The organism is Streptomyces lushanensis (genome assembly GCF_001700515.1).
GTDB lineage: Bacteria > Actinomycetota > Actinomycetes > Streptomycetales > Streptomycetaceae > Streptomyces > Streptomyces lushanensis.
The window spans coordinates 1-21,791 of sequence record NZ_MAUD01000121.1 but is presented as its reverse complement, the minus strand read 5'-3'; the positions used below and the strand labels follow the sequence as shown (position 1 = coordinate 21,791).

General features: G+C 69.4%; 14 protein-coding genes and 1 CRISPR repeat array. Of the genes, 10 read left to right on the top strand and 4 right to left on the bottom strand.

The features are described 5' to 3' along the window. Positions 1-188: 188 nt before the first annotated feature. The 7 genes from casA (at position 189) to cas2e (ending at position 7,176) form a co-directional block, all read left to right on the top strand. The gene (gene casA / locus BFF77_RS11320) at positions 189-1,814 is read left to right on the top strand and encodes a type I-E CRISPR-associated protein Cse1/CasA (protein ID WP_066947225.1); all 1,626 of its coding nucleotides are present in this window, start codon (positions 189-191) and stop codon (positions 1,812-1,814) included. 150 nt (positions 1,815-1,964) lie between these two features. Then, the gene (casB, locus tag BFF77_RS33095) at positions 1,965-2,753 is read left to right on the top strand and encodes a type I-E CRISPR-associated protein Cse2/CasB (protein ID WP_079125040.1); all 789 of its coding nucleotides are present in this window, start codon (positions 1,965-1,967) and stop codon (positions 2,751-2,753) included. 79 nt (positions 2,754-2,832) lie between these two features. Beyond that, complete coding sequence (gene cas7e, locus BFF77_RS11310) at positions 2,833-4,008, top strand: type I-E CRISPR-associated protein Cas7/Cse4/CasC (protein WP_066947235.1); 1,176 nt, start codon at positions 2,833-2,835, stop codon at positions 4,006-4,008. Next, complete coding sequence (gene cas5e, locus BFF77_RS11305; RefSeq protein WP_066947221.1) at positions 4,005-4,916, top strand: type I-E CRISPR-associated protein Cas5/CasD; 912 nt, start codon at positions 4,005-4,007, stop codon at positions 4,914-4,916. Before cas7e ends, cas5e begins: the two co-directional genes overlap by 4 nt. 23 nt (positions 4,917-4,939) lie before the next feature. Further along, positions 4,940-5,704, top strand: a complete 765-nt coding sequence (locus BFF77_RS11300) for a type I-E CRISPR-associated protein Cas6/Cse3/CasE (RefSeq protein ID WP_066947219.1) — start codon at positions 4,940-4,942, stop codon at positions 5,702-5,704. 12 nt (positions 5,705-5,716) lie between these two features. Then, complete coding sequence (gene cas1e, locus BFF77_RS11295) at positions 5,717-6,784, top strand: type I-E CRISPR-associated endonuclease Cas1e (RefSeq protein ID WP_066947216.1); 1,068 nt, start codon at positions 5,717-5,719, stop codon at positions 6,782-6,784. A gap of 77 nt (positions 6,785-6,861) precedes the next feature. After that, positions 6,862-7,176, top strand: coding sequence for a type I-E CRISPR-associated endoribonuclease Cas2e (gene cas2e / locus BFF77_RS11290; RefSeq protein WP_066947213.1), 315 nt, complete (start codon positions 6,862-6,864; stop codon positions 7,174-7,176). A gap of 135 nt (positions 7,177-7,311) precedes the next feature. After that, positions 7,312-8,560: direct repeats of the CRISPR family, unit length 29 nt; unit sequence CGGAACACCCCCGCCTGCGCGGGGACCAC. Between the two features lie 775 nt (positions 8,561-9,335). Here cas2e and BFF77_RS11285 read toward each other — a convergent pair. Beyond that, the gene (locus tag BFF77_RS11285) at positions 9,336-11,018 is read right to left on the bottom strand and encodes an IPT/TIG domain-containing protein (protein ID WP_066947210.1); all 1,683 of its coding nucleotides are present in this window, start codon (positions 11,016-11,018) and stop codon (positions 9,336-9,338) included. Between the two features lie 756 nt (positions 11,019-11,774). Here BFF77_RS11285 and BFF77_RS11280 point away from each other — a divergent pair. Beyond that, positions 11,775-12,185: an ester cyclase gene (locus BFF77_RS11280; protein ID WP_066947208.1), complete on the top strand. Its 411-nt coding sequence runs from the start codon at positions 11,775-11,777 to the stop codon at positions 12,183-12,185. 529 nt (positions 12,186-12,714) lie between these two features. Continuing rightward, on the top strand, positions 12,715-16,734 hold the full coding sequence (locus BFF77_RS11275; protein WP_066947206.1) for a glycoside hydrolase family 9 protein: 4,020 nt from the start codon (positions 12,715-12,717) through the stop codon (positions 16,732-16,734). A gap of 99 nt (positions 16,735-16,833) precedes the next feature. On the opposite strand, the gene BFF77_RS33090 is transcribed toward BFF77_RS11275, so the two are convergent. Both BFF77_RS33090 and BFF77_RS11265 read right to left on the bottom strand, forming a co-directional pair. Beyond that, positions 16,834-17,388, bottom strand: a complete 555-nt coding sequence (locus BFF77_RS33090) for a nuclear transport factor 2 family protein (protein ID WP_079125037.1) — start codon at positions 17,386-17,388, stop codon at positions 16,834-16,836. Between the two features lie 64 nt (positions 17,389-17,452). Beyond that, positions 17,453-19,663 (bottom strand): MMPL family transporter, encoded by a 2,211-nt coding sequence (locus BFF77_RS11265; protein ID WP_066947199.1) that lies wholly within the window; start codon positions 19,661-19,663, stop codon positions 17,453-17,455. Between the two features lie 174 nt (positions 19,664-19,837). Here BFF77_RS11265 and BFF77_RS11260 point away from each other — a divergent pair, with 174 nt between their 5' ends. Further along, positions 19,838-20,584, top strand: a complete 747-nt coding sequence (locus tag BFF77_RS11260; RefSeq protein ID WP_066947197.1) for a TetR/AcrR family transcriptional regulator — start codon at positions 19,838-19,840, stop codon at positions 20,582-20,584. Positions 20,585-20,731: 147 nt separating this feature from the next. Here BFF77_RS11260 and BFF77_RS11255 read toward each other — a convergent pair whose 3' ends face one another. Further along, positions 20,732-21,136: an FG-GAP repeat protein gene (locus tag BFF77_RS11255; RefSeq protein WP_066947195.1), complete on the bottom strand. Its 405-nt coding sequence runs from the start codon at positions 21,134-21,136 to the stop codon at positions 20,732-20,734. Positions 21,137-21,791 lie beyond the last annotated feature (655 nt).

The window sequence follows — 21,791 nt, the reverse complement described above, 5'->3', positions numbered from 1 at the left end:
GACACGCAGGGAACACCCCCGCCTGCGCGGGGAGCACCTGAGGCAGCGCTGCTCGCCCCACCCGGTCACGGGTTCACCTCCGCCTGCGCGGAGCGTTTCTCCGCCTGCCGCGGAGGGTTCCAGGCTACGGCGCTCTGCTGAGCCGTTCCCCCATCAGTACGTCTTCAGTTGATCGAGGTTTACTCCCTATGTCGCAAGATCCCGTTGGCGACGATCGTTTTCCCCTTGACACAAGGCCATGGATCCCGGTCTTCGTAAGCGGAGCCACAACTCGGGTCGGCTTACGCGAATTCTTCCTCCGCGCCCACGAGTTAGAAGGGCTTGCCATCGCCCTGCCCCCGGCCGCATCTGGTCTGATGCGGATACTGTGCGCGATGGCCGCCCGTATCACTGACCTGTACCACGCAGCGGACAGCGATGAGTGGCTCGACCGGCGCTACGAACTGCTCGAAGACGGAACCAGGTTCGACTCCGACGCAGTGCACGGGTACTTCGACCGGTACGCCGACGGCCTGCGGCTCCACGACCCGGTCCGCCCCTTTCTCCAGGACCCTCGTCTGAAGGCCGAGTGCTCCGGATCGTCCGGCGTGAACAAGCTGGTGATGGCTCGGCCCGCAGGTAACAACCAGGTGTTCTTCGGCCACTTCACCGACGCTGAGCAGGTGGCCCTCGCCCCGGAAGAGGCCGTGCTCCATCTGATCGCTCAGCTCTACTACGGACCGTCCGGGCAGTGCACACCGCGGACCGTCGAGGGGCAGCGCTACGGGAACACGATGGCCGGGCCGTTGCGCCGGGTCCTTTCCTGCCACCCCGTCGGACGAACGCTGTACGAGACCCTGGTGCTGGGCATCCCGGAGCCCGGCGCCTGGCCCCAGGTCTCCGACCGGAGCAATGACGCCTGTCCTTGGGAGCGGACGGAACTGCCCGCTGCCCTCGCTCCGCCGCCTCCTGCCACCGGCCTGCTCTCCACGCTGACGGAGCAGTACCAGCACGCGGTTCTTCTCCAGCCCGGACCGGACAAGGACAGCGTTACGGATGCCACGATCACCTGGGCCCTCCGTCACAACCGGCCTGCCTGCCGTGACCCCTATCTCATCTGGGACGAGAGGAAGGACGGCGACGTTTATCCCCGCGACGCCAGGGCGGAGCGGGCACTGTGGCGGGACCTCGACGCTCTGGTCCTGCTGAGCCGGGGCGGCGGGGGCCGCAGGCCGCTGATCTTCGACGGGCTGGCCGGTGATCAACTGCCCGAGCCGGTGTTCCGGGCGCTGCGGGTAGTCGCGTACGGATTTGACCAGGACGGGCAGACCAGGGACAGGACGTACTTCACCGCGACGACCCCGCCGCTCTTCGCTCTGCTCAACTCTTCCCGGACGGCGGAGGATTCGGCACTGGCGCGTGGGGCGAAGGAAGCGCGGGAGGCGGCGGAGAAGGCGGCCTGGCACCTCGCCACGGCCTTGCGTACTGCCTGGCGGAGCTACACCACGCCGTTCACCGACGATCGTCCCGCCGACCGCTCAGGCGGGCCCCGGGGCGGGAACAGCGGCATGAGCGGCGCGGGCAAGAAGGACAAGGGGACGGGGCCATGGCCCGAGGCCGCGTTGGCCGACTACTGGCCGGCCGCCGAGGAACGCTTCTGGGAACTCCTGGACTCCGGTGACTTCAGCCTGACCCTCCCCGCCTTCGGCCGGATCGCGCTCCGCGCCTTCGATGACGTAACCGCTCCCGTGGCCGCACAGCCACGGGGTGCCAAGGCCCGGGAGAACGCCCGGGGCCTGGTACGGAGCCTGCTCGATCACGGCCGCGATCGATAGCGCGGATCCGGCCACTGCACTCGTGAGCCCCTGACGACCGCCGTCGAACCATCAGACCTCCGGCCGACCGCCCCGTACAGCGGGAGCGGTGCCCCATCACGGGCCAGGTCGTACGCATCCGCTGGACAACAAGCAGTGAAGGACTCATTGATGAGCCTTGTCGATGCGGGAGATACCCCGCCTCCGGCAGCCGGGTCGGACCCGGCGCCGCGCCACTCCGCACTCGCCGAATGTGACACGTTCGTCGGCCGGGTACGTGAGGCATGCGCCAATTCCGGTACGCAGCAGGCACTCCGCCGCGCACTGGCCAAACCCGTGGACGAGGTCCCTGCCCGCACCCACGCGGCGCTGCTCCGGAACGGCCTTGTTCCCGACACGGCCGGCGGGGCCACACGCCGTGCCTACTACGCGGTGGCCGCACTGATCGCCGCCCGCCCCCGTGCTGAGCGGTTCCTGGACACCGTGGCACGGGAAGCCACCGATGAAACTGCCCCGGCGGACGTGCCCGACAGCCAGCTTCGGGCAGCCGTAAACAGCACCGCCACCACTGCCGGGCAGGCATCCCGTACCGGGGAGCGCCCTGGCCCCGGCACCGCAGCACAGACATCCGAGACTCGGCCCCGTTTCTCCTGGGGGACCAGCCTCGGCGCGAGCCTGGCACAGGCTGTGACACGCGGGGGCCAGGACGCGGTCAAGGAGGACGGCGTCGAGTCACGGTTGCACCTGCTCGTACGGCAGGAGACCGACGGGCTGCACCGCATGCTGCCTGCCGTTCTCCGCCAGCTCGGCTCGGCCGGGATCACAGCTGACTACGGCCGGCTTCTGTACGACGTCCGGCGCTGGCAGTACGACCGCGATGCGACGGCCACCCGCTGGCTGGAGGACTACTACCGCGTCCTCCGCCGAGCACGGCAGACGCAGAACCGGACGCAGAACTGAACGGCGGGGCCATCCCATGCCGTCTCCCGCCTCACATCACCCTCATTCACCGCACAGAACCAGGAACCACACCGTGACGATGAACGGAACCGCCGCCACGACTACCGCGGCCGAGGCCGCCCCATGCAGTCCCCGCTTCCTAGACCTCCATATCCTCCAGACGCTTCCGTTCAGCAACGTCAACAGGGACGATCTGGGTTCGCCAAAGACGGTTACCTACGGCGGCGCGACCAGGACCCGGGTGTCCAGTCAGGCGTGGAAGCGTCCCACGCGTCTCGCCGTTGAGACACAGATCGGTGAGCAGGCTCAGCGGACCCGGCGGCTTCCGCTCCAGATCGCGAAAGTCCTTACGGCACGGGGCTGGCCCGAGGATCTGGCCGAACTCGCCGGCGCCCAGGTCATCCGGTCCACCGAGTCCAAACTGGGCTTGGAAAAAGGGGACCGGCTCACCGCGTCTCTGCTCTTCCTGCCCGACACGGCGGTGGAGGTTTTGGCCACCCTCGCCGAAGAGAACAGGGACAAACTGAAGAAGGCGCTTGGTACGAAGGCGGCGGAGAAGCCCCTGCTGCCCAAGGACCCCATCCATGATGTCCTGCGGTCGCGGAACGGTTCCATCGCGCTCTTCGGCCGCATGCTCGCCGAGATCCCCGGAGCCGGGGTCGACGGGGCCGTACAGGTGGCACACGCCTTCACCACCCACAGCACCTCGGTGCAGGCCGACTTCTTCACGGCGGTGGACGACATCGATCAGTGGGCCACCGACGCGGGAAGCGCCCACATGAACACCAGCGAGTACAGCAGCGGCGTCTTCTACCGTTACGCCACCCTCGACCTCGACGACCTGGCCAAGAACATCTCCGACACCGGCACCGCACGGGAATTGGCCACCGCGTTCGCCACCGCGTTCATCCAGAGCCTTCCGTCCGCGAAGAAGACGTCCACAGCTCCCCACAGCGTTCCGGACCTCGTTCACGTCGTCGTGCGCTCCGACCGGCCGGTGTCGCTGGCGGCCGCGTTCGAGGAGCCGGTACGGGCCAGGTCCGCCGGGTGGGGGCGGCCCTCGCGCGTCGCCCTCGACGCTTATGCGGCTCGGGTGGGGAAGCTGCTGGGCAGCTCCGGGGTCGCCTACAGCGCGCACGCGGGTGTGGACGACGACGGGTGGAAGGGGCTCGGGACCCGGGTCGACTCCTACACCGCGCTCGTGGACGGCGCTGTCACCGCCGCGTGGCCGGGAAGCGGGAGCAACCCGTCATGAGCGGCTTTCTGCTGCAGCTTGGTGGCCCCCTCCAGTCATGGGGCGAGCACAGTGCCTTCACCGACCGGGACACCGTGTCGCACCCCACTCGTTCGGGGCTCATCGGCATGATCGCGTCCGCCTTCGGTATTCCCCGTGACCAGGCTGCGGCGGACTCGGAGGATGGCTCGGGGTGGACCACCGGGTTCGGACGCCTGACTCATCTGCGGTTCACCGTACGGTGCGACCGGCCCGGGACCCGGTTGCGTGACTTCCACACGGTCGGCGGAGGCTACCCCGCCCACCGGACGGTGCCGACTGCCAAGGGCGGACGGCGCGGCGCAGGCATGACCACCATCGTGTCCCACCGCGGTTACCTCTCCGACGCCGTCTTCACCGTCGCCGTCACCGCCCCGGACGATCCCGGTCTCGCCGCCGAATGCGCGCAGGCGCTCGCCGCCCCACGCTGGCCGCTCCACCTGGGACGACGATCCTGCCCGCCCGGCGCACTGTTCCTTCTGCGCGCTGAGGTGCCGGATCCCGTCCGTGAACTACGTACCGTCCCGCTGGCCCGGCCCCGGCCGGGTCCCGTCCCCGGAGACGAAGAGCCGGGCCGAGCACCTGACAGCCCCGCCACCGTCTCGGTGCGGTTCACGGCGGACACGCCCTTTCCGACAGACTTCCTTGCCCAGCTCCCGGCTGACTCTCCGCCTGGCTCCCCGTCCTCGACGTCCGGCAGATCGTCGGTGAGCACGCTGAACGACGAGCCTGTGCGGCTGATGTCCCGCGACCGCGTCTACCGCAGCCGACCGGCGTACGCGACGAGCTGTCGGCTTCCCGCGGACCTGTGCGCGGGGCACGGCCTCGCCTACATCGACGCCCTTAACTCGTACCTCCACCCGTCCCAGCCCGAACGGAACGCGCCGTGACCATCACTACCGCTCCGCCTGCCATGTCTTCCTCGTCGGCCGGAAGTGCATGGCTCACCCGGCTTCGGCTCAACCCCGCCAGCCGGCCCGTACAGCGCGACCTCGGCAACGCCGTCGCCTTACACCGCCGCGTCATGAGCTTGGTGCCGGACGGACTCGGCGAAAGCCCGCGTTCTCAGGCCGGTGTGCTGTTCCGGCTCGACATGGACGGCACAGGAGCCCCGGTCCTGCTGGTGCAGAGCCGCGTCGCTCCGGACCCCGACCGGCTTCCCCAGGGATACGCCGAGGTCCGGGCCAGAGACATGCACGCCCTCTTCGGCGCCCTGCGCCCCGGGCTCGTCGTGCGCTACCGGCTCCTCGGCAACACGGTCCGACGATGCGGTCGGAACAGTACGGCGGGCAGGTGGAAGCAGGCCATCCCGCTGCACGGTGAAGACGCCGACCGCTGGTGGACGGAGCGGGCGACGGCCGCCGGTCTGTCCCTTCGTACGGTCCTCTCCGACTCGGCGGAGACGCTCAGTACGTGGCACACGGACGCCCGCGACCAAAGCGCTGGGCAGAGCAGGGAGGAAGGCGGTGAGCGCCGGTCGGAAGTGGCCGGAGCGGCCGGTGGACGCCGCTCGCGGGAAGGGCAGGTGCTGGTGCCCCGCCAGGCCACGCTGTTCGAAGGGACCGCCGTCGTGCGCGACGCGGAGGCACTGCGGAACGCGCTGCTCAACGGCATCGGCCGCAGCAAGTCGTACGGATGCGGGTTGCTCAGTCTCGCGCCCGGCGCCCAGGACGGGTGAGGGCGGTACACCATGAGTGACTCCAGCTCTCCCCACAACAAGGGCACAGCGCGCCGTCGTATCGCCGCACCCACACTCGCCATGCTTCCGCGGGTGGGTGACTCCCTCTCGTTCCTGTACGCCGACGTGGTCCGGATCGTCCAGGACGACACCGGGGTTTGCGCCGAAACGACATCCGCAGACGGCGAGACGACACGCGTCTACCTTCCGACATCGTCCCTCTCCTGCGTCCTTCTCGGTCCCGGAACCTCCATCACCCAGCCCGCCATGGCCACCTTCGCCAGGCATGGCACCACGGTGGTGTGCGCGGGATCCGGGGGTGTCCGCTGTTACTCCGCGACCACGTCCGACGCCCTCACCACGCGATGGCTCGAACACCAGGTCCATCAGTGGAGCGACCCCGAACGTCGGCTGGCGGTGGCCAGGCAGATGTACCTCATGCGTTTCAACGACGCGGTCCCGGCGACGACGCCGCTCAACGCACTGCGTGGCCTGGAAGGACAGCGCGTCAAGGCGCTCTACCGGCTCCTCACCCAGCAGCACGGCATCGGCCGGTTCCGCCGCAACTACGACCCTGCGGCCTGGGACGATCAGGACCCGGTCAACCTGGCCCTGTCCTCCGCCAACACCTGCCTCTACGGCATCGTGCACGCGGCTCTCGTTGCCCTGGGTTGTTCCACCGCGTTGGGCTTCGTCCACCAGGGCAAGCAGCACGCCATGGTGTACGACATAGCCGACCTCTACAAAGCGGAACTCACCATCCCGCTGGCGTTCTCCCTCCACGACTCGCCCCACCCCGAGGCAATGGCCCGCCGAGGCTTCCGCGAAGGGCTCCGTCTGTACAAGCTGCTGCCGAGGATCGTTGCGGACGTACAGGCCCTCCTGGCACCGGGCGAGGCGCAGCCGTTGCCGGACGGGCACGCGGTGGAGATGGTCAACCTCTGGGATCCCGAGGTCGGTTCCGTACCCGCAGGTGTCAACTACGCGCAGCAGTCGGACACGTCGTACGTCCTCGGCCTCGATGAAGTGCCGCCCGAGACGGTTGTGCCGCCCGAGACGGGGCCGAGCGAGCCGCGGTGAGATCCACGCCCGTGAGCTGGGGGCCCCTCCCCGCCGGCCCCCGAGCCTTTACCAGCCCTCAAGGAAACTGGTGATTCATGCCGTCCATGACGGTCCTCTCCACCACTGCTGTCCCCGACCACGTGCGCGGTGCCCTCACCCGCTGGATGATCGAGCCCACCCCCGGCCTCTACGTCGGGACGCTCTCCGCCCGCGTCCGCGACGAACTCTGGCGCGTGGTCAGCGCCTCGATCGGCTCCGGTGCCGCCGTGCTGATCCACCCGGAAGCGAACGAACAGGGCTACACCCTCCACACGGCGGGCGAACGTCGCAGAGCCCTGGCTGATTTTGACGGCTTGACCCTTGTCGCCTTCCGCCCGGAGGAATACCAGGAACTGGCAAACGGCGCCTAGAACCCCAGCTCGGGAAGCGTGCTTCCCGCGCGGGCGGGGGTGAACCGGAGGGAAGAGACCGTGCGGATTCCGTCCATGAGTGCTTCCCGCGCGGGTGAGGGTAAACCGGCGGATGAGTGGCTCCGCGGTGATTCGCGGAGCACCCCCGCCTGCGCGGGGACTACAGGCTCAGCCCGTCATGTCCCTGCCCCCGTGGCGGAACACCCCCGCCTGCGCGGGGACCACATGTACGCCATATCAGGAGTCAGCCGGACCGGCGGAACACCCCCGCCTGCGCGGGGACCACTACCGCATCATGCTGGACAAGCTGCGCGAGTTCGGAACACCCCCGCCTGCGCGGGGACCACGCCGGTCGTGTCCGAGCAGATCGGCGCTCCCGCGGAACACCCCCGCCTGCGCGGGGACCACGACGTGTGCGTCAGGTACCGCCGCGTCCCCGACGGAACACCCCCGCCTGCGCGGGGACCACGATTTCACCGGCCAGGCACCCGGTACGGCGGCCGGAACACCCCCGCCTGCGCGGGGACCACGCAACAACGGCTTGGCTGCGGTTGCCGTGCATCGGAACACCCCCGCCTGCGCGGGGACCACGTGACGACGTGGGAAATCGGATCGAGGCTCACCGGAACACCCCCGCCTGCGCGGGGACCACAACGGCGAGTCGTACAACGTGGTGCTGGCCGACGGAACACCCCCGCCTGCGCGGGGACCACCAGGCCGTGGAGGTCGAGGGTGCGGCATGCGGCGGAACACCCCCGCCTGCGCGGGGACCACTCGCCACGAAGGCCCGCACCGCTGGTGCGGGCCGGAACACCCCCGCCTGCGCGGGGACCACCTCCTGCATCCGGGCCAGCGGACCGGAGCCGCCGGAACACCCCCGCCTGCGCGGGGACCACCGGATGACCACGACGGACCGCACGGACACGAACGGAACACCCCCGCCTGCGCGGGGACCACGTCGTACAGACCGGCCGACCACACCGCGCGCACGGAACACCCCCGCCTGCGCGGGGACCACGGTGCGCAGACCCGCGGAGTGGCCCATGGAGATGGAACACCCCCGCCTGCGCGGGGACCACAGGCAGTCGTGCGCCGCTCCGGCCGGCCGATCCGGAACACCCCCGCCTGCGCGGGGACCACTCGAAGGTGCTGTAGCCCTCGGGCCGGTTGGCCGGAACACCCCCGCCTGCGCGGGGACCACGAACACCAACCGCTCGACGCCCTGCGGCAGAACGGAACACCCCCGCCTGCGCGGGGACCACCGGACCGGCGGCATGTCTCCGGATGCGCCCGCCGGAACACCCCCGCCTGCGCGGGGACCACCTGGTGGCCGGTGGCGCCGCCATGTACGCGAGCGGAACACCCCCGCCTGCGCGGGGACCACCCTTCCTGAGCTGCGGCGTTAGAGGGGTTTTGCCGTTGCTTGACCAAAGCTCGTCTGCATAACCCCATGGTGTCAGAGCTGTGTGGTGAAGTCCCCGTCGCTAGGAAAGCGCGATGGCCAGGCGGAACGGTGCTCCTCCATGGTCGTGGCTGAACCGAGTGCCTACCTGGTCGCGCGACAGGTCGTCGGCCTAGCCCGGTCAGGGAGAACTGCCGCAGTACCGGAAGAGCTAAACGCACCCGGTCAGGGCGTGGATTGCGTGAGCGATGCGTGAGCGGATGGGGTGGCACGAGGCGTTTTCGGGGTGGATCCCACGGCATCGTGGAGTGTTCTGACCAGGTGGTTCTGGACAGCGAACCATCATGCGGAGCGGGCCGGCACCACCCGACCGGGACTTTTAATCCGTTGGTTGTGGGTTCGAGTCCCACGCGGCCTACCACGCGAGGCCCAGGTCAGGACCCAATTGGCCTGGGTCTCTCGATCTGGGACTTCTATGACGCTTGAACCGCCGAACAGGGGGCGGAGCTCGGTTGTCGACGCACGCACGGGGCGGCGGGATGCCGCCCCGTGCGCGTCCGTCAACGGCGGGCCTGAATCTTCAGGTTGCCGCGGGTTTGTCCGCGGATGTGGTCACTGGCGAGCAGGGTGTGGGGGAAGCCAAGGCCGGCGCTGATGGCCCTGCCCGGGGCGGCAGGCGAGGGCGTACGGCGCCGGGGCGGCGTCGGGGCGGGCCCGCGGCCGGTGGGTGTTCCGGCCGGCCGCGGGCTGTGGTGGTTCAGGGGCAGGTGGTCAGGATGACCGAGATGACGGTGCAGGTGGCCGACGCGGTGTCGTTGGCCGGATTCGGGTCGGCCGGGGAGGACGCGGTCCGGGTTCCGGTGACCGTGACGTGGCCCAGGGACAGCAGGTGCAGCGGGACGCGGAACTGTTTGTCCACGCTGCTGCCGTTGGCGATCGCACCGTAGGAGCAGGTCACGGTGGCGGAGGAGGCGGTGCAGCCGGTGGAGAGGTTCGTGGCGGTCACGCCTGGCGGCAGGGATGCGGTGACGGTCGCCGAGGTGAGCGCGTCGGGTCCGGTGTTGCGGGCGGTGAGGGTGTAGGTGAGGTAGGGCACCAGGATGCCCAGATGGGGTTGTGCGGAGACATCGACGTCGATGTCGGCGGCCGGGGCCACGTAGGTGAACTCACCGGCCGGTGTGACGGAGCTGGTGCCACCGGGGGTGGTGACCCGGACATCGACCGTACCCGCCGCGTGCGCGGGCGCGGTGGCGGTGCACGAGGCCGCCGAGCACGTCACACCGGTGGCGGGGGTCCCGCCGAAGGTGATGGCGGTCGTGCCGTTCAGATCCGTTCCGGTGATGGTCACGACGGTGCCGCCGGCGGTGGTCCCGCTGGTCGGTGAGAGGCCGGTGACCTCGGGCGCGGGAATGGTGTGGAGGGCGAGTTCCCTGGGGCTGCTGAGCCCGCCGGCCACGGTGGTGACGGTGTTGGTGGCGGTGTCGATGGCGTAGAGGTACCCGGGGACGGTGGAGGTCCCGCTGACCGGGTCGGGGACGTAGACGGTGGTTCCGGCGGAATTGATCTCGACGTCCTGGGGGATGCTGAAGCCGCCTACGGTCGTGGTGAGGGTGTCGGTGGCGGTGTCGACGACATGGACGCCGCTGCTGAGGGGGCTGCCGCCGTAGACGGTGCTGCCGTCGGGGGTGATGTCCACGCTGGTGGTGTTGACCGCGGCGGGGATGGTCGCGGTGACGGTGTTGGTGGCCGTGTCGACCTTGGTGATGCCCGCGCCGGCGGTGGCGACGTAGACGGCGGTGCCCGACGGGTCGACGACGGCGCCGTAGGCGGCGGCCGGCATCGGGATGCTCGTGGTCACCGTCGCGGTGGCGGTGTTGATGACGACCAGCCGGTTCGGCCCGGTGGCGGCGACGTACGCGGTGGTCCCGGCCGGGTTGAGGGTGATGCCCTGGAGGCCGCCCGCCACGGGGATGCTCGCGGCGAGGGTGTTGGTGGCGGTGTCGACGACCTCCACGACGTGCGTGGTGGTGTCGGCAACGTACAGAGCCGTCTCTGCGGGGTTCAGGGTGACCGCGGTGGGGATGCCCGCGAGCGGGACGGTCGCGGTGACGCTGTTGGTGCCGGTGTCGATGACCGCGACGGCGTTCGCGAGCGCGGTCGCCGCGTACAGGGTGGTGCCCGCGGCGTTGATCGCCACGTCCTGCGTGTAGCCGCCGACCGGGACCGACGCGGTCACGGCTCCGGTCGCGGTGTCGACGACCGAGACGGCCTGGCCGTTGAAGTCGGTGACATAGGCGGTGGTGTGGCCGGGCTGCACCGCGTGCGCGGACGGTCCGGTCAGGGCGACCAGGCCCGTCGCGGCGAGGATGACCGCGGCGCCTGCCGAGATCCGGCGGCGCCACCGGGTGTGCGGGGGTCTCGGCCTTGTGGTCGGCTGCATCGTTGTGTCCCCTCTCCCCACGGGTCCGCGGTCCGGGGGCGGGGCACGACGGCCCGCGACGACCACCCGGGGCGGTCCCGTACGGTTTCCGCCTGTCCCGATGGCAACGAGCCCGGCGGGTCCGGCGGGAACCGGGGCAATCCTCACGGAGCGGGTATCGAGCCCGCTGCCAGAAACACCGGACATGACCGGAAAGCTGCCACCAGCGTCCGGATCGCCCGCACTCACAACGAACGGCCCCCGCACCCGGGGCCGGGACCGGGGCGAAGGCCGTCGGGCCCGGATTCGGAGCGCACGGCATCGCGATGGCCGACACGATCGAATCCCTGGGGTGGGCGGTGAGATCGGCGACGGCCGCCCGGCCGCCGGGGGCCGGGGCAAGGGCTTCGTGTCGCTGGTAGTCACATCGCTTGCACTGGCGTTCCAGCCGTTGCGGGAGCGGGCCGCGCCTCTCGGTCCGGGCGTTGAAGTCCCACAGGCTGTGACCGCAGGCGGGCCGGGGGAAGGTCCACACCTCGGGGGTTCGAGCACTTCACGCAGTCCGTCAGCTCACCCGGGTACGCGGCAGCGGCGTGGTGAACCCGACGGACGGACTCGTCGGCCAGTACCTCGACCTACGGCAGAAGTACCTGAACGACCACAACTCTTGACTGGCGGTGTTAGGTAAATCTAGCACTGCCAAAGCCGATTCGGTCCTCGCTACGGTCGTCTCGCGGCCGCGATCCATGAGAACAGAGCAAGCAGACGGAGAATCACATGACCACGAAGCTTGTCGACGGATGGCTGCACCTGTGGAACGGCGAACTCGAACGTGCCGCCGATCTCGTCACGCCCGGCTTCCGTGTGCACGCCGCCATGATGGACGGTGGCGACGGATCGGCTGTCTCGGGCCCCGACGCCCTGGCCGGCTGGATCGCCCAGACCCGCGCGGCCTTCAGCGAACTCACCTTCCGCGTCGAGGTCGGCCCGATCGTGCAGGACGAACTGCTCGCACTGCGCTGGTCGGTGAAGGGCACCTACGGCGGAGGCTTCCCCGCCGCGACCGCTGAGCCCGGCACGCCGATCGAGTTCACCGGGACCGACCTGCTCCGTGTCGAGGACGGCCGGTTCACCGAGTACTGGGTGAACTCCGACATCCACGTCCTGCTGTCCCAGTTGAAGGTCTGAGGGAACCGGGTCCGCCCACGGAGGGTGGGCGGACCCGGAAAGCTCGCGCCTGCGGAGACGCCTGTACGGGAAGACCGCCGGTGTTTCAGTTCCGGGCGATGAATCCGTTTCAGGCAGAGGCGAAGTCCTGGGCTGTCTCTTTCACATCGTTCATTGTCGGAGCCGGACACGTGCGCCCACCAAGCAGGCATTTTCTGAAGGTACAACCCTGTCCGAATGCAGTGGTACGCGCCATTCTGGCAGGCCTGTTCCGGACAAGATATGCGGACTTGTCTCACGATGTGAAGGAGTTGGAGTGCTGCGCTGGATTTATCGGCACGGGGCGACCCGAGGGAGCTGCTCGAGAGCGGCCGCGGGCATGGTCTTCGCGCTTTCCCTGATATTGGTGATGACCGGCTTGTCGCAGCCCGTTGAAGCGGCTGTCACCGGGTGTGCGGCGGGCGGTTCATCGTTCTCTGCCCAACAGGTGGCCGAGGGCAGTGCGGCGGTGCGTATGGGCTGTGCGAAGGACGCGGGAGCCCTTCGGCCGTTGGCTGCGAACGACAACGATCTGATGATTGCCGTCGACTTCAATCCCCTGGGTGGTTCCGAGTACATCCGGCCGTTGCTCCAGAAAATAGTGGACTCGACCAGAGCAGACCAGCAGTCAGGGCTCCTTCTGAGCGAGTCGATCGATCGGCAGCACACGAAGAACGGCATTGGCTACTACCAGTCGCCGGCGAGCGGCGAATTCGACGGCAGCATTTCCGTTCAGGGTGACAGCCTCATATTCGTGATACCGGTGGCGGACATCGGCACGGCCGGCTTCTGGGACGGACTCTGGAAGAAACTCGTCGCCGGCACCGCCGGTTTCGCCGCCAGTGTCGTCTCAGGCGGCGCGTGCCTGTATGTGGTGAGGGCTGCTACTGGCGCGCTGATCGTGTGCGGAGCCGTTGCCGGCGCGGTCGGCGGGGGCGTCAGTGAGCTCGTGGGCGCCGTACTGGACGGCAAGTCGTTGGACGATGCGGAGGTCTGGGGCCAGGCCCTGGGTACCGCGATCACCGGCGCGGTGAGCGGGGCGTCCCTTGGAGTGCTCATGGAGTTCGTCTCCTCAGGCACTACCGCGATGGTGCTGGGTATCCGAACGTCACTGTGGAACTTCTCGTCGAAACTGTTCGGCAACCCTCTGCAGCGCGTAGGGGAACTCTTCGACGAGTACGTCGCCCGCATCATCCGTGAAACCATCGAGCGACTGGTGCACGGGATCCGGGGCTCGGGCGTCTGCCGCGAACGGAACGCTGATCCGAACCAGCAGGACTGGGCGGCGTTGGGTTCGCTCACCGATCGCCTCCGTGCGCTTCTGGATCGACTTGAGGGCGGCTCGGAGAACCCCGGTACGGGCGAGCCGGACAATCCGGGTACTGGTCAGCCCGACCACCCGGGAACCGGTGGTGGACCGGAGAACCCCGGTGTCACCGAGGCTTCCGGGCTGCGATTTCCGGACCTGGACGGTGATGGTGACGCCGACCGCGCTCTTGTCATGCCGGACGGCAAGGCCGACTTGGCCCAGAACGATGGATGTGACGCGGCCGGCGCACGTTTGTGGAAGTCGGACGAGCGGCTCGGACCGGTCCCGCCCACGGGCATCGATGCCGGGAACCAGCTCTTCGGTGATCTCGACGGCGATGACCGTGATGACTACATCGCGATACTCGACGCCGAGCATTCCCCCAGCAGGACAGCAACCGCTCAGGTGTGGCGGAACACATCCGACACGGACCGGATCCAATGGGAGCAGCCGAGAGCCATGGCCGCCGAGATGGCCGCCCCGGCCACCGGTCGCGCCTTCGTGGACCTCGACGGTGACGGTGACGACGACTACGTGACGATGGACGAGCGCAACACCGTCACCGCATGGGAGAACACGGCACGCGGATTTCCCTCGCCCGCCGACTGGAGCCGGATACCGGGCTTCGGGCATCCGGGCGAGGGCCAGGAGACGAAGGCCCTCTTCCTGGCGGATGTGACCGCCGACGGCCGAACCGATCTCTTGCTGCTCGACCGTGTGACGGGCGGGCTGACCGCCTGGGCGAATACCGGAGGCCCCTGGACACGGACGTCCGGTTGGGAGGCCCTGGGCACCATCAGCTCCGGCGACCCGCTGGCCGGTCACGACCCGGGCGCCGTGTCCTTCGGGGACCTGGACGGCGACCGTGTCGCGGATCTGCTGCTCTTCGACAGGACAGAGAGAAGAACCTCGGCCTGGCTGCTGCCCCACTACGGCTCCGGTTCCCAGGAAGATCCCGGACAGCCGCCCCACCCGGGCAACCCCCTGGAACTTCCTCCGGGAACGCTGCCCGCCTACAGCGGCGGACGGCCGCAGCCACAGGTGGACGGCAGGCTCCTGCAGAACAGCAACTTCACCGGAACGGACAAGCCGTGGTGGGTCAACGCAGGCATGACGCCGAGGCTGAAGGACGGTGTGTACTGCGTCACCGCTCCCGCCTCGACGAACCCCTGGGACGTCCTGGTCGGCCACAACAGCATCTATCTGCCCGGCGGGCGCTCGTACACGTTGCGGTTCCGCGCCCGCACGAGCGGCGCCGCGAACCCGCTGGTGCAGATAGCCCCGTTCTACAACCCGACCAACGTCACCTATCTGTCCAAGGGATTCACGACCAGCGGCACCTGGAAGCAGTACGAGTACACGTTCACGACGAACTACAGCGATCCGTACGTGCTCTCACAACTGCAGTTCCGGCTGGGCAGGTCCGCCGCCCCGTACGAGTTCTGCATGGACGACGTGACGCTCAACGGTGACGAATACGTCCCCAGGGCGGACGCGGGGCCCGCCGTGAAGGCCAACCAGTTCGGCTATCTCCCGAACGGTCCGAAGCGCGCGACGGTGCTGACCACCGCCACCGGCCCCGTGGACTGGGAGCTGCGGCGGGTGGGCGGCGGCACTGTCGCGACAGGCAGGACAACACCTGCGGGTTTCGACGGTTCCGCAGGCTCCCCGGTCCACACCGTCGACTTCAGCCAGGTCTCGGCCACCGGCCGGTTCCACCTCGTGGTCGGCGGAGAAGCGAGCCACCCCTTCGACATCAGAGCGGACCTGTACGCGTCGCTCCGGACCGATTCGATGCGGTTCTTCTACACGAATCGCAGCGGCACCGCGATCGACGGGGGTGTCGCCGGAGCCGCCTACGCCCGTCCGGCCGGACATGTCGCGTCCTCGCCCGACGGAGGCGACTCGAAGGTGCCCTGCCAGGCCCCGAAACCGTACGTCGGCAACTGGACCTGCGACTACACGCTGGACGTGACCGGCGGTTGGTATGACGCGGGCGACCACGGGAAGTACGTCGTCAACGGCGGGATCGCCACCCACCAGCTGCTGTCGGAGTGGGAGCGGGCGGTCGAGCAAGGTTCACAGGCGCAGCTCGGTGACTCGACTCTGGCGGTACCCGAGCGGGGCAACGGAGTTCCGGACATCCTCGACGAGGCCCGCTGGAACCTCGAATTCATGCTCAAGATGCAAGTGCCCGCGGGCAAGCCACAGTCCGGCATGGTCCATCACAAGGTGCACGACGAGTCCTGGACGGGGCCGCCCATGCTCCCGCACCAGGACAAGAAGAAGCGCGAGCTGCACCGGCCATCGACCGCCGCGACACTCGACCTCGCCGCCGTGGCCGCGCAAGGCGCGCGCCTCTACGCCCCCTACGACCCGGCCTTCGCCGGCCGGCTGCGTGCCGCCGCCGAACGCGCCTACACCGCGGCCCGGGCGAATCCCACCCTGTATGCCCCCGCGGACGACCGCATCGGCGGCGGACCGTACAGCGACACCGATGTGTCGGACGAGTTCTACTGGGCGGCAGCAGAGCTGTACCTGACGACGAAGAACGGCGGCTATCTCACCGACGTCCGCTCCAGCAGGTTTCACGCCGCCGGACAGGCCTTCAGCCAGAACGGGTTCTACTGGGGCTCAGTGGCCGCCCTCGGCCAGCTCGACCTCGCACGTCTCGGCGACGGCCTGACCGAACTCCCGCAGATCCGCAACTGGTTGAAGGTGGCCGCAGACACACTCATCTCCTTCCAGCGCGCCGAACGGTTCGGCCAGACCTACACCCCGTCAACCGGGAAGTACGACTGGGGCTCGAACGCGTCGATGCTGAACAACCAGGTCGTCCTGGCCACCGCGTACGACATCACGGGCGACCGGAAATACGCTGACGCCGTCTTCGAAGGTCTCGACTACCTGCTTGGCCGCAACGCCCTCGGCCAGTCGTACATCACCAGCTACGGAACCAACGACGCGAAGAACCAGCACAGCCGCTGGTACGCCAAGTCCTTCGACGCCACGCTGCCCAACCCCCCGGCCGGAACCATCGCCGGAGGCCCCAACTCCAGCCTCCAGGACCCACTTGCGGCCACATGGCTGCACGGCTGCGCACCTCAACTCTGCTATGTCGACAACCTGGAGGCATGGTCGCTCAACGAGATCACCATCAACTGGAACTCCGCACTCGCCTGGGTCAGCGCCTTCGCAGCGGATGTGGCCGGCCGTCGGTAGAATTTGGGTTTTCGAGGTGCCGCGGCCCCAGGCGCCGCCCCGCCCGGGCAGGTGTCCTTGCCCGGGCGGGGCGGCGTGTGCGCCAGGGGCCGCGAACCGTCAGTTGAAGACGGTGTCGGCCGGGAGGCCGGACTGGCTCAGTACGTCGGCCCGGTTGTAGTAGTCGTCGTTCGTCACGATCTTGTCGCCGCGCATTTTGAGGATGGCGACGGCGGGTACGGAGAACGGCTTCGGCGCGCCCTTCAGGTGCCCGCTGAACGTCCAGCTGATCGCCACCTGGCCGTCGTCGCCGAACGAGCTCCTGACCTTCACCTCGGCGTCCCCGACGAACTGCTTGGTGATGGTCGCCCACTGGGCGATCCCGTCACGGCCCTTGAAGGACTGGTTGAGAGCGTGGTCGCTGTAGCGGCCGTCGCCGGTGAACAGAGCGGCCAGGCGCTTCGGGTCCTCACTCATCCACGCGGCCTCCCACGCCTTGGCGATCGTCGGCCGCCCGTGCCGACCAGACCTCTCACCCGACGCGGAGAACGACTTGGCGTCCGACTCGGGCGAGCCGGAGTCCTGGGAGCCGTAGGCGACAGCGCCGAAAATTCCGGCGGCGCCGACCATCGCGACGGCGACGGCGAGGGTGAGGGAGCGACGGACGATCTTCATTGTTTCTCCAGGAAGAGTATGGGTCGATATGCGAGGTCGTCAGGTGACGACGGTGCGGGAAGGTTCAGGGGGCGGCTCGTGACCCTGTGAACTCGGGCCCGGGAGCGGGCCCGGACTCGCTGAGTCCGTAGCGGCCGTGGAAGCCGCGCAGGAAACCGGGTGCGTACCAGGCCGAGCGGCCGAGCAGACGCATCGCGGCGGGCACGAGCACACCGCGTACGGCGACGGCGTCGATGAGGATCGCCAGTCCGCTGCCGAGACCGAACATCTGCATGAAGGTGAGCTGGGCGGTGCCGAAAGCGAAGAAGCTCACCGCGAGCAGCGCGGCGGCGGCCGTGACGATGCCTCCGGTGCGGCCGAGGCCTTCGACGACGGCCGTCTCGTTGTCCTCGCCCAGATCGTGGAGTTCCTTGATCCGGCTGGTGACGAACACCTCGTAGTCCATCGAGAGCCCGAAGGCGATGACGAACAGGAGCACCGTCATCGACGCGTCCATCGGCTGCGGGGTGACACCGAGCAAGGAGGCGAGGTTGCCGTCCTGGAAGATCCAGGTCATGACGCCGAGAGCCGCTCCCAGACTGATCACGTTGAGGAACAGCGCGCGCACCGGCTGCACGACGCTGCCGGTGAACAGGAAGAGCAGCAGGAAGGTGGTGACGGCGACCAGGGCCAGGGCGAGCGGGATCCGCCCGCTGATGGACGCCTTGGAGTCGAGCAGTTGGGCGTCGGCGCCGCCCACCAGGGCCTCGGCGCCGGCGGGCGGGGCGAGTGCTCGTACCTGCTCGACCAGGTCCAGGGCCGCGTCCGACTTCGGCTCCAGGCCGCTGATCAGGGTGATTCGCTGCGCATCGGGCCGGCCGAGGGCGGGGTTGCCGGGGCCGGTGCGGTCGGGCCTGCCGCCGGTGTAGGTTCCCGTGCCGGTCTCGGCGCGGATGACGCCCGGCAGTCCGGAGAGTTCGGCCGCGTACGAGGACAGCGGGGCCTGGGGCACCGCCGCGTCGAGGACGACATGGATCGCGGCGGCGTCGTTGCCGTCGAACTTCTCCCGCAGGACGGACGAGACCTGGCGGCTGCCCGCGTCCTCGGGCAGTACGCGTTCGTCCGGTGTGCCGAGTGTGAGGCCCAGTAGCGGGCTTGCCGCCAGCAGCAGCACGGCGAGCACCGGCAGCGCGGTGACCGCAGGGCGTCGCATCGCGGTGCGGGCCAGCCGTCCCCACAGGGGCGTACGGGTGGTGGCTGCCTTCTCGGCCCACGGCAGCCGCCCGTTGTTGACACGGTGTCCGAGGACGACGAAGAGCGCGGGCATCACGAACAGGGTGCTGACGGCCGCGATGACGACGACCCCGACCCCGGCATAGCCGAAGGAGCGCAGGAAGTACTGGGGGAACACGAGGAGCGCCGCGAGGGCGACGGCCACCGTCGCGGCGGAGAACGCCACTGTGCGGCCCGCGGTGCGCACCGTGTGCCGGACGGCGTCATCCACACTCGCTCCCGTGGCGAGCTGTTCGCGGAACCGGCTGATCATCAGCAGGGCGTAGTCGATGCCCAGTCCGAGGCCGAGCGCCGTGGTCAGGTTGGTCGCCGAGTTGGAGACGTCGGTGACACCGCCGATGAGGGCGAGTTCGGCGAACGTGCCCGCGATGGCGACCGTCGCGATGGCCAGTGGCAGGAGGGCCGCGACCACGCCGCCGAAGACGAGGAGCAGCAGGACGAGCGTCAGCGGTACGGCGATGGCCTCGGCCAGGAGGAGATCCTTGGGTACCTGGGTGGACAGGTCGGCCGTGACGGCGGTGCCGCCGCCGGCCCGGATGCTGAGCCCGCCCTTGTACGAGCCTCTGTACGCGTCGATGACGCTCTTGGCGTTCTTCTCCAACTCGGCGGTGTCGCCCTTCACATGGGCCAGCACCATGGCCTCGCGGCCGTCCTCGGACCGGAGGGCGGGGCTGTCCGTCTCCCAGTACGAGACCACGTTCTCGAGGGCCGGCTCCCGCTTGAGTTCGGCCGCCAGGGCCCGTCCGCCACGGTCGGCGGCCGGGGAGTCGACGTCGCCTTCGGCGGCGCGGACCAGCAGGATCAGGTTCGTCTGCCCGCCGAACCGCTCCTCGATGAGCTTCGCCGCCCGGCTGGACTGGGAAGCCGGGTCGTCGTAACCGCCGCCTTTCAGCACTCCGAACGCGCCGGAGCCGACGGCGCCCATGAGGGCCACGGCGACCACGGCGACGACAAGTACGAGCCGGGACCGGCGGATCGCCAGCTCGGCCATGCGTTCAAACACGCGCACGCTCTCCTTACGGGTTGTTCACGTTCGGGGCTGACGTGGAGCATCAAGGGCTCTTGTCGCCGCCGCAGTTGACGCTAACCAGGTGCAAGAAGATTTGGGAGTGTTAGATTTTCTTCACATGCCGACGGATGAGGTGACCGAGGGATACGGGTGTCGTACGGTCGCCGTATGCGCGCCGACGACCACACAACGGCCCTGCCGCCTTCGCCCACCCTGCGCGAGCGGCGACGGGCCGCCGCGACCCGAGAGATCGTGGACGCCGCCGAGTCCCACATCGCCGAGCACGGGTCGGCGGCCCTGTCCCTGCGTGCGGTCGCCCGGAGCCTGGGCATGACGGTGCAGGCGCTCTACCACTACTTCCTGAGCCGTGACGCGCTCGTCACGGCCGTCATCGCCCGGGCGTACGACCGTCTGGCGGACGCCGTACAGAACGCCGTCGACACCCTCCCGGCCGACTCGGACACTCCGCGCATGGTGGCGGCGGCGGAGGGTTACCGCGCCTGGGCCATCGCCCACCCCGAGCTGTTCCAGCTCCTCTACGGAACCCCGCTACGGAACTACGCCGCTCCCGAGGGCGGCCCGACCACCCTGGCGATGCGGCGACTCGGAGATGTCTTCACCCGTGAACTCTTCGTGGGGTTCACCCCGTCCCAGCTGGCGGCCGCCGATGTCCCGGGCCTCTCCCCAGCCCTGCGGGCCCATTTGGACGGCCTTGCCCCGGACACGGTCGGCGGCCTCCCGGCCGCCGCGACGGCGCTGTTGCTGAGCGCATGGGGACACCTGCACGGCCTGGTGGTCCTGGAGGTGTTCGGGCATCTGCCGTTCATGGGAGACCATCAGGCGGAGGTGTTCCGTCTGTCCATGCGGAACCTGCTGGTGGACATCCGCGCCCGCGTCCCGAGGACGGCCCCGTAGACCGTGCCGTGAACGGTCCTGTGGACAGCCGTGCGAACGACGGCCGGGGGACGTTGCCGGGCTGCCGCCGAACGCCGGGGCGGTCTTTGGCAGAGGTGTCCTGCCCGGCCGCGCGTGGGGCCGGGCCGGGTGGCCGGGGGCCGGGGGTCAGTCCGTCAGGTTCGCGGCGAAGTAGGGGCGGGTGCCCAGGCCCAGGGATTGGGCGGTGAGGAGGGTGGAGCCGGTGCCCGTGGGGCCGGACGTCGTGCCTGGGAAGAGGTGGAGGCGGGCCTTCTCGTCGGACGTGGCGATCGGTTCGGCGCGTCCGTCGTGGGTGAAGTCGCGCAGCAGGACCGATGATCCCGGCCAGGAGTCGTTCGGCTCGGCGGGATCGCCCTCGACGCCGGGTGTGCCGACGTCGTACTGGCGGGAGTTCTTGCCGGTGAGGCCGCTCTTGCCGCCGCGCAGGAGGGTGACCGCGCCGGCCCGGAAGAGATTCTCGCCGACCACCTGGCGGGGGACGCCGACCGCGAGGTCCGTGCAGCCGTCGCCGTTGGTGTCCGCGGCCGACACGTCGTACCCGAAGTAGTCGGTCGTTTCGGGTGTGCCCGGGACACCGGTGGTGGCCTGGCTGATCGAGGTGGCCGTGGTGCCGGGGCCGGCCGAGGTGCCAACGGTCGGGGCGGACCCCGGGAACGGGTGTCGCGATCAGGAGACCCTCGGAAAATGGCAAAGGTTGTAGGGGGCTCGGTGAACCTCTCGGGTTCCCGGGACGGACGAACGACGGGCCGTGCCGGAGCCGCTGTTGATCGGATCCGCTGTTGGCGAGGGGCGGGAGACCGGGGCCGCCTTCTGTACGGGCTGCTCCTGGCGGCAGTTGATCAACGGTTTCCGGTTTCCGGTTCCGGTTCTGATTCCGGTTCCGGTTCTGATTACAGGGCGCGTGCCCCCTCGGGCGACAGCAGTGCGGCGATGTCGGGGCAGCCGCTGCACCGTGCCGGGCGCGGCGGCGGGCCTCATGCCGGTTCGCCATCCGGTGGGTTGTCTCCGGCCTCACTTCGCCGGTCCCGTGTCAGGCGGCGTACGCGTGCCTCGCCCGTGCCTGTGACGGGGAGGCGTAACTCGTCCGGCCGGTGGTGTTCCCGGGCCTCCCCGGAGTGGTGCGGGCGGGGTGCGTCCGGCGGCAGGGCCTGGGCCTGGGTCGGCGGCGGGACTGGGGGCGTGGGCG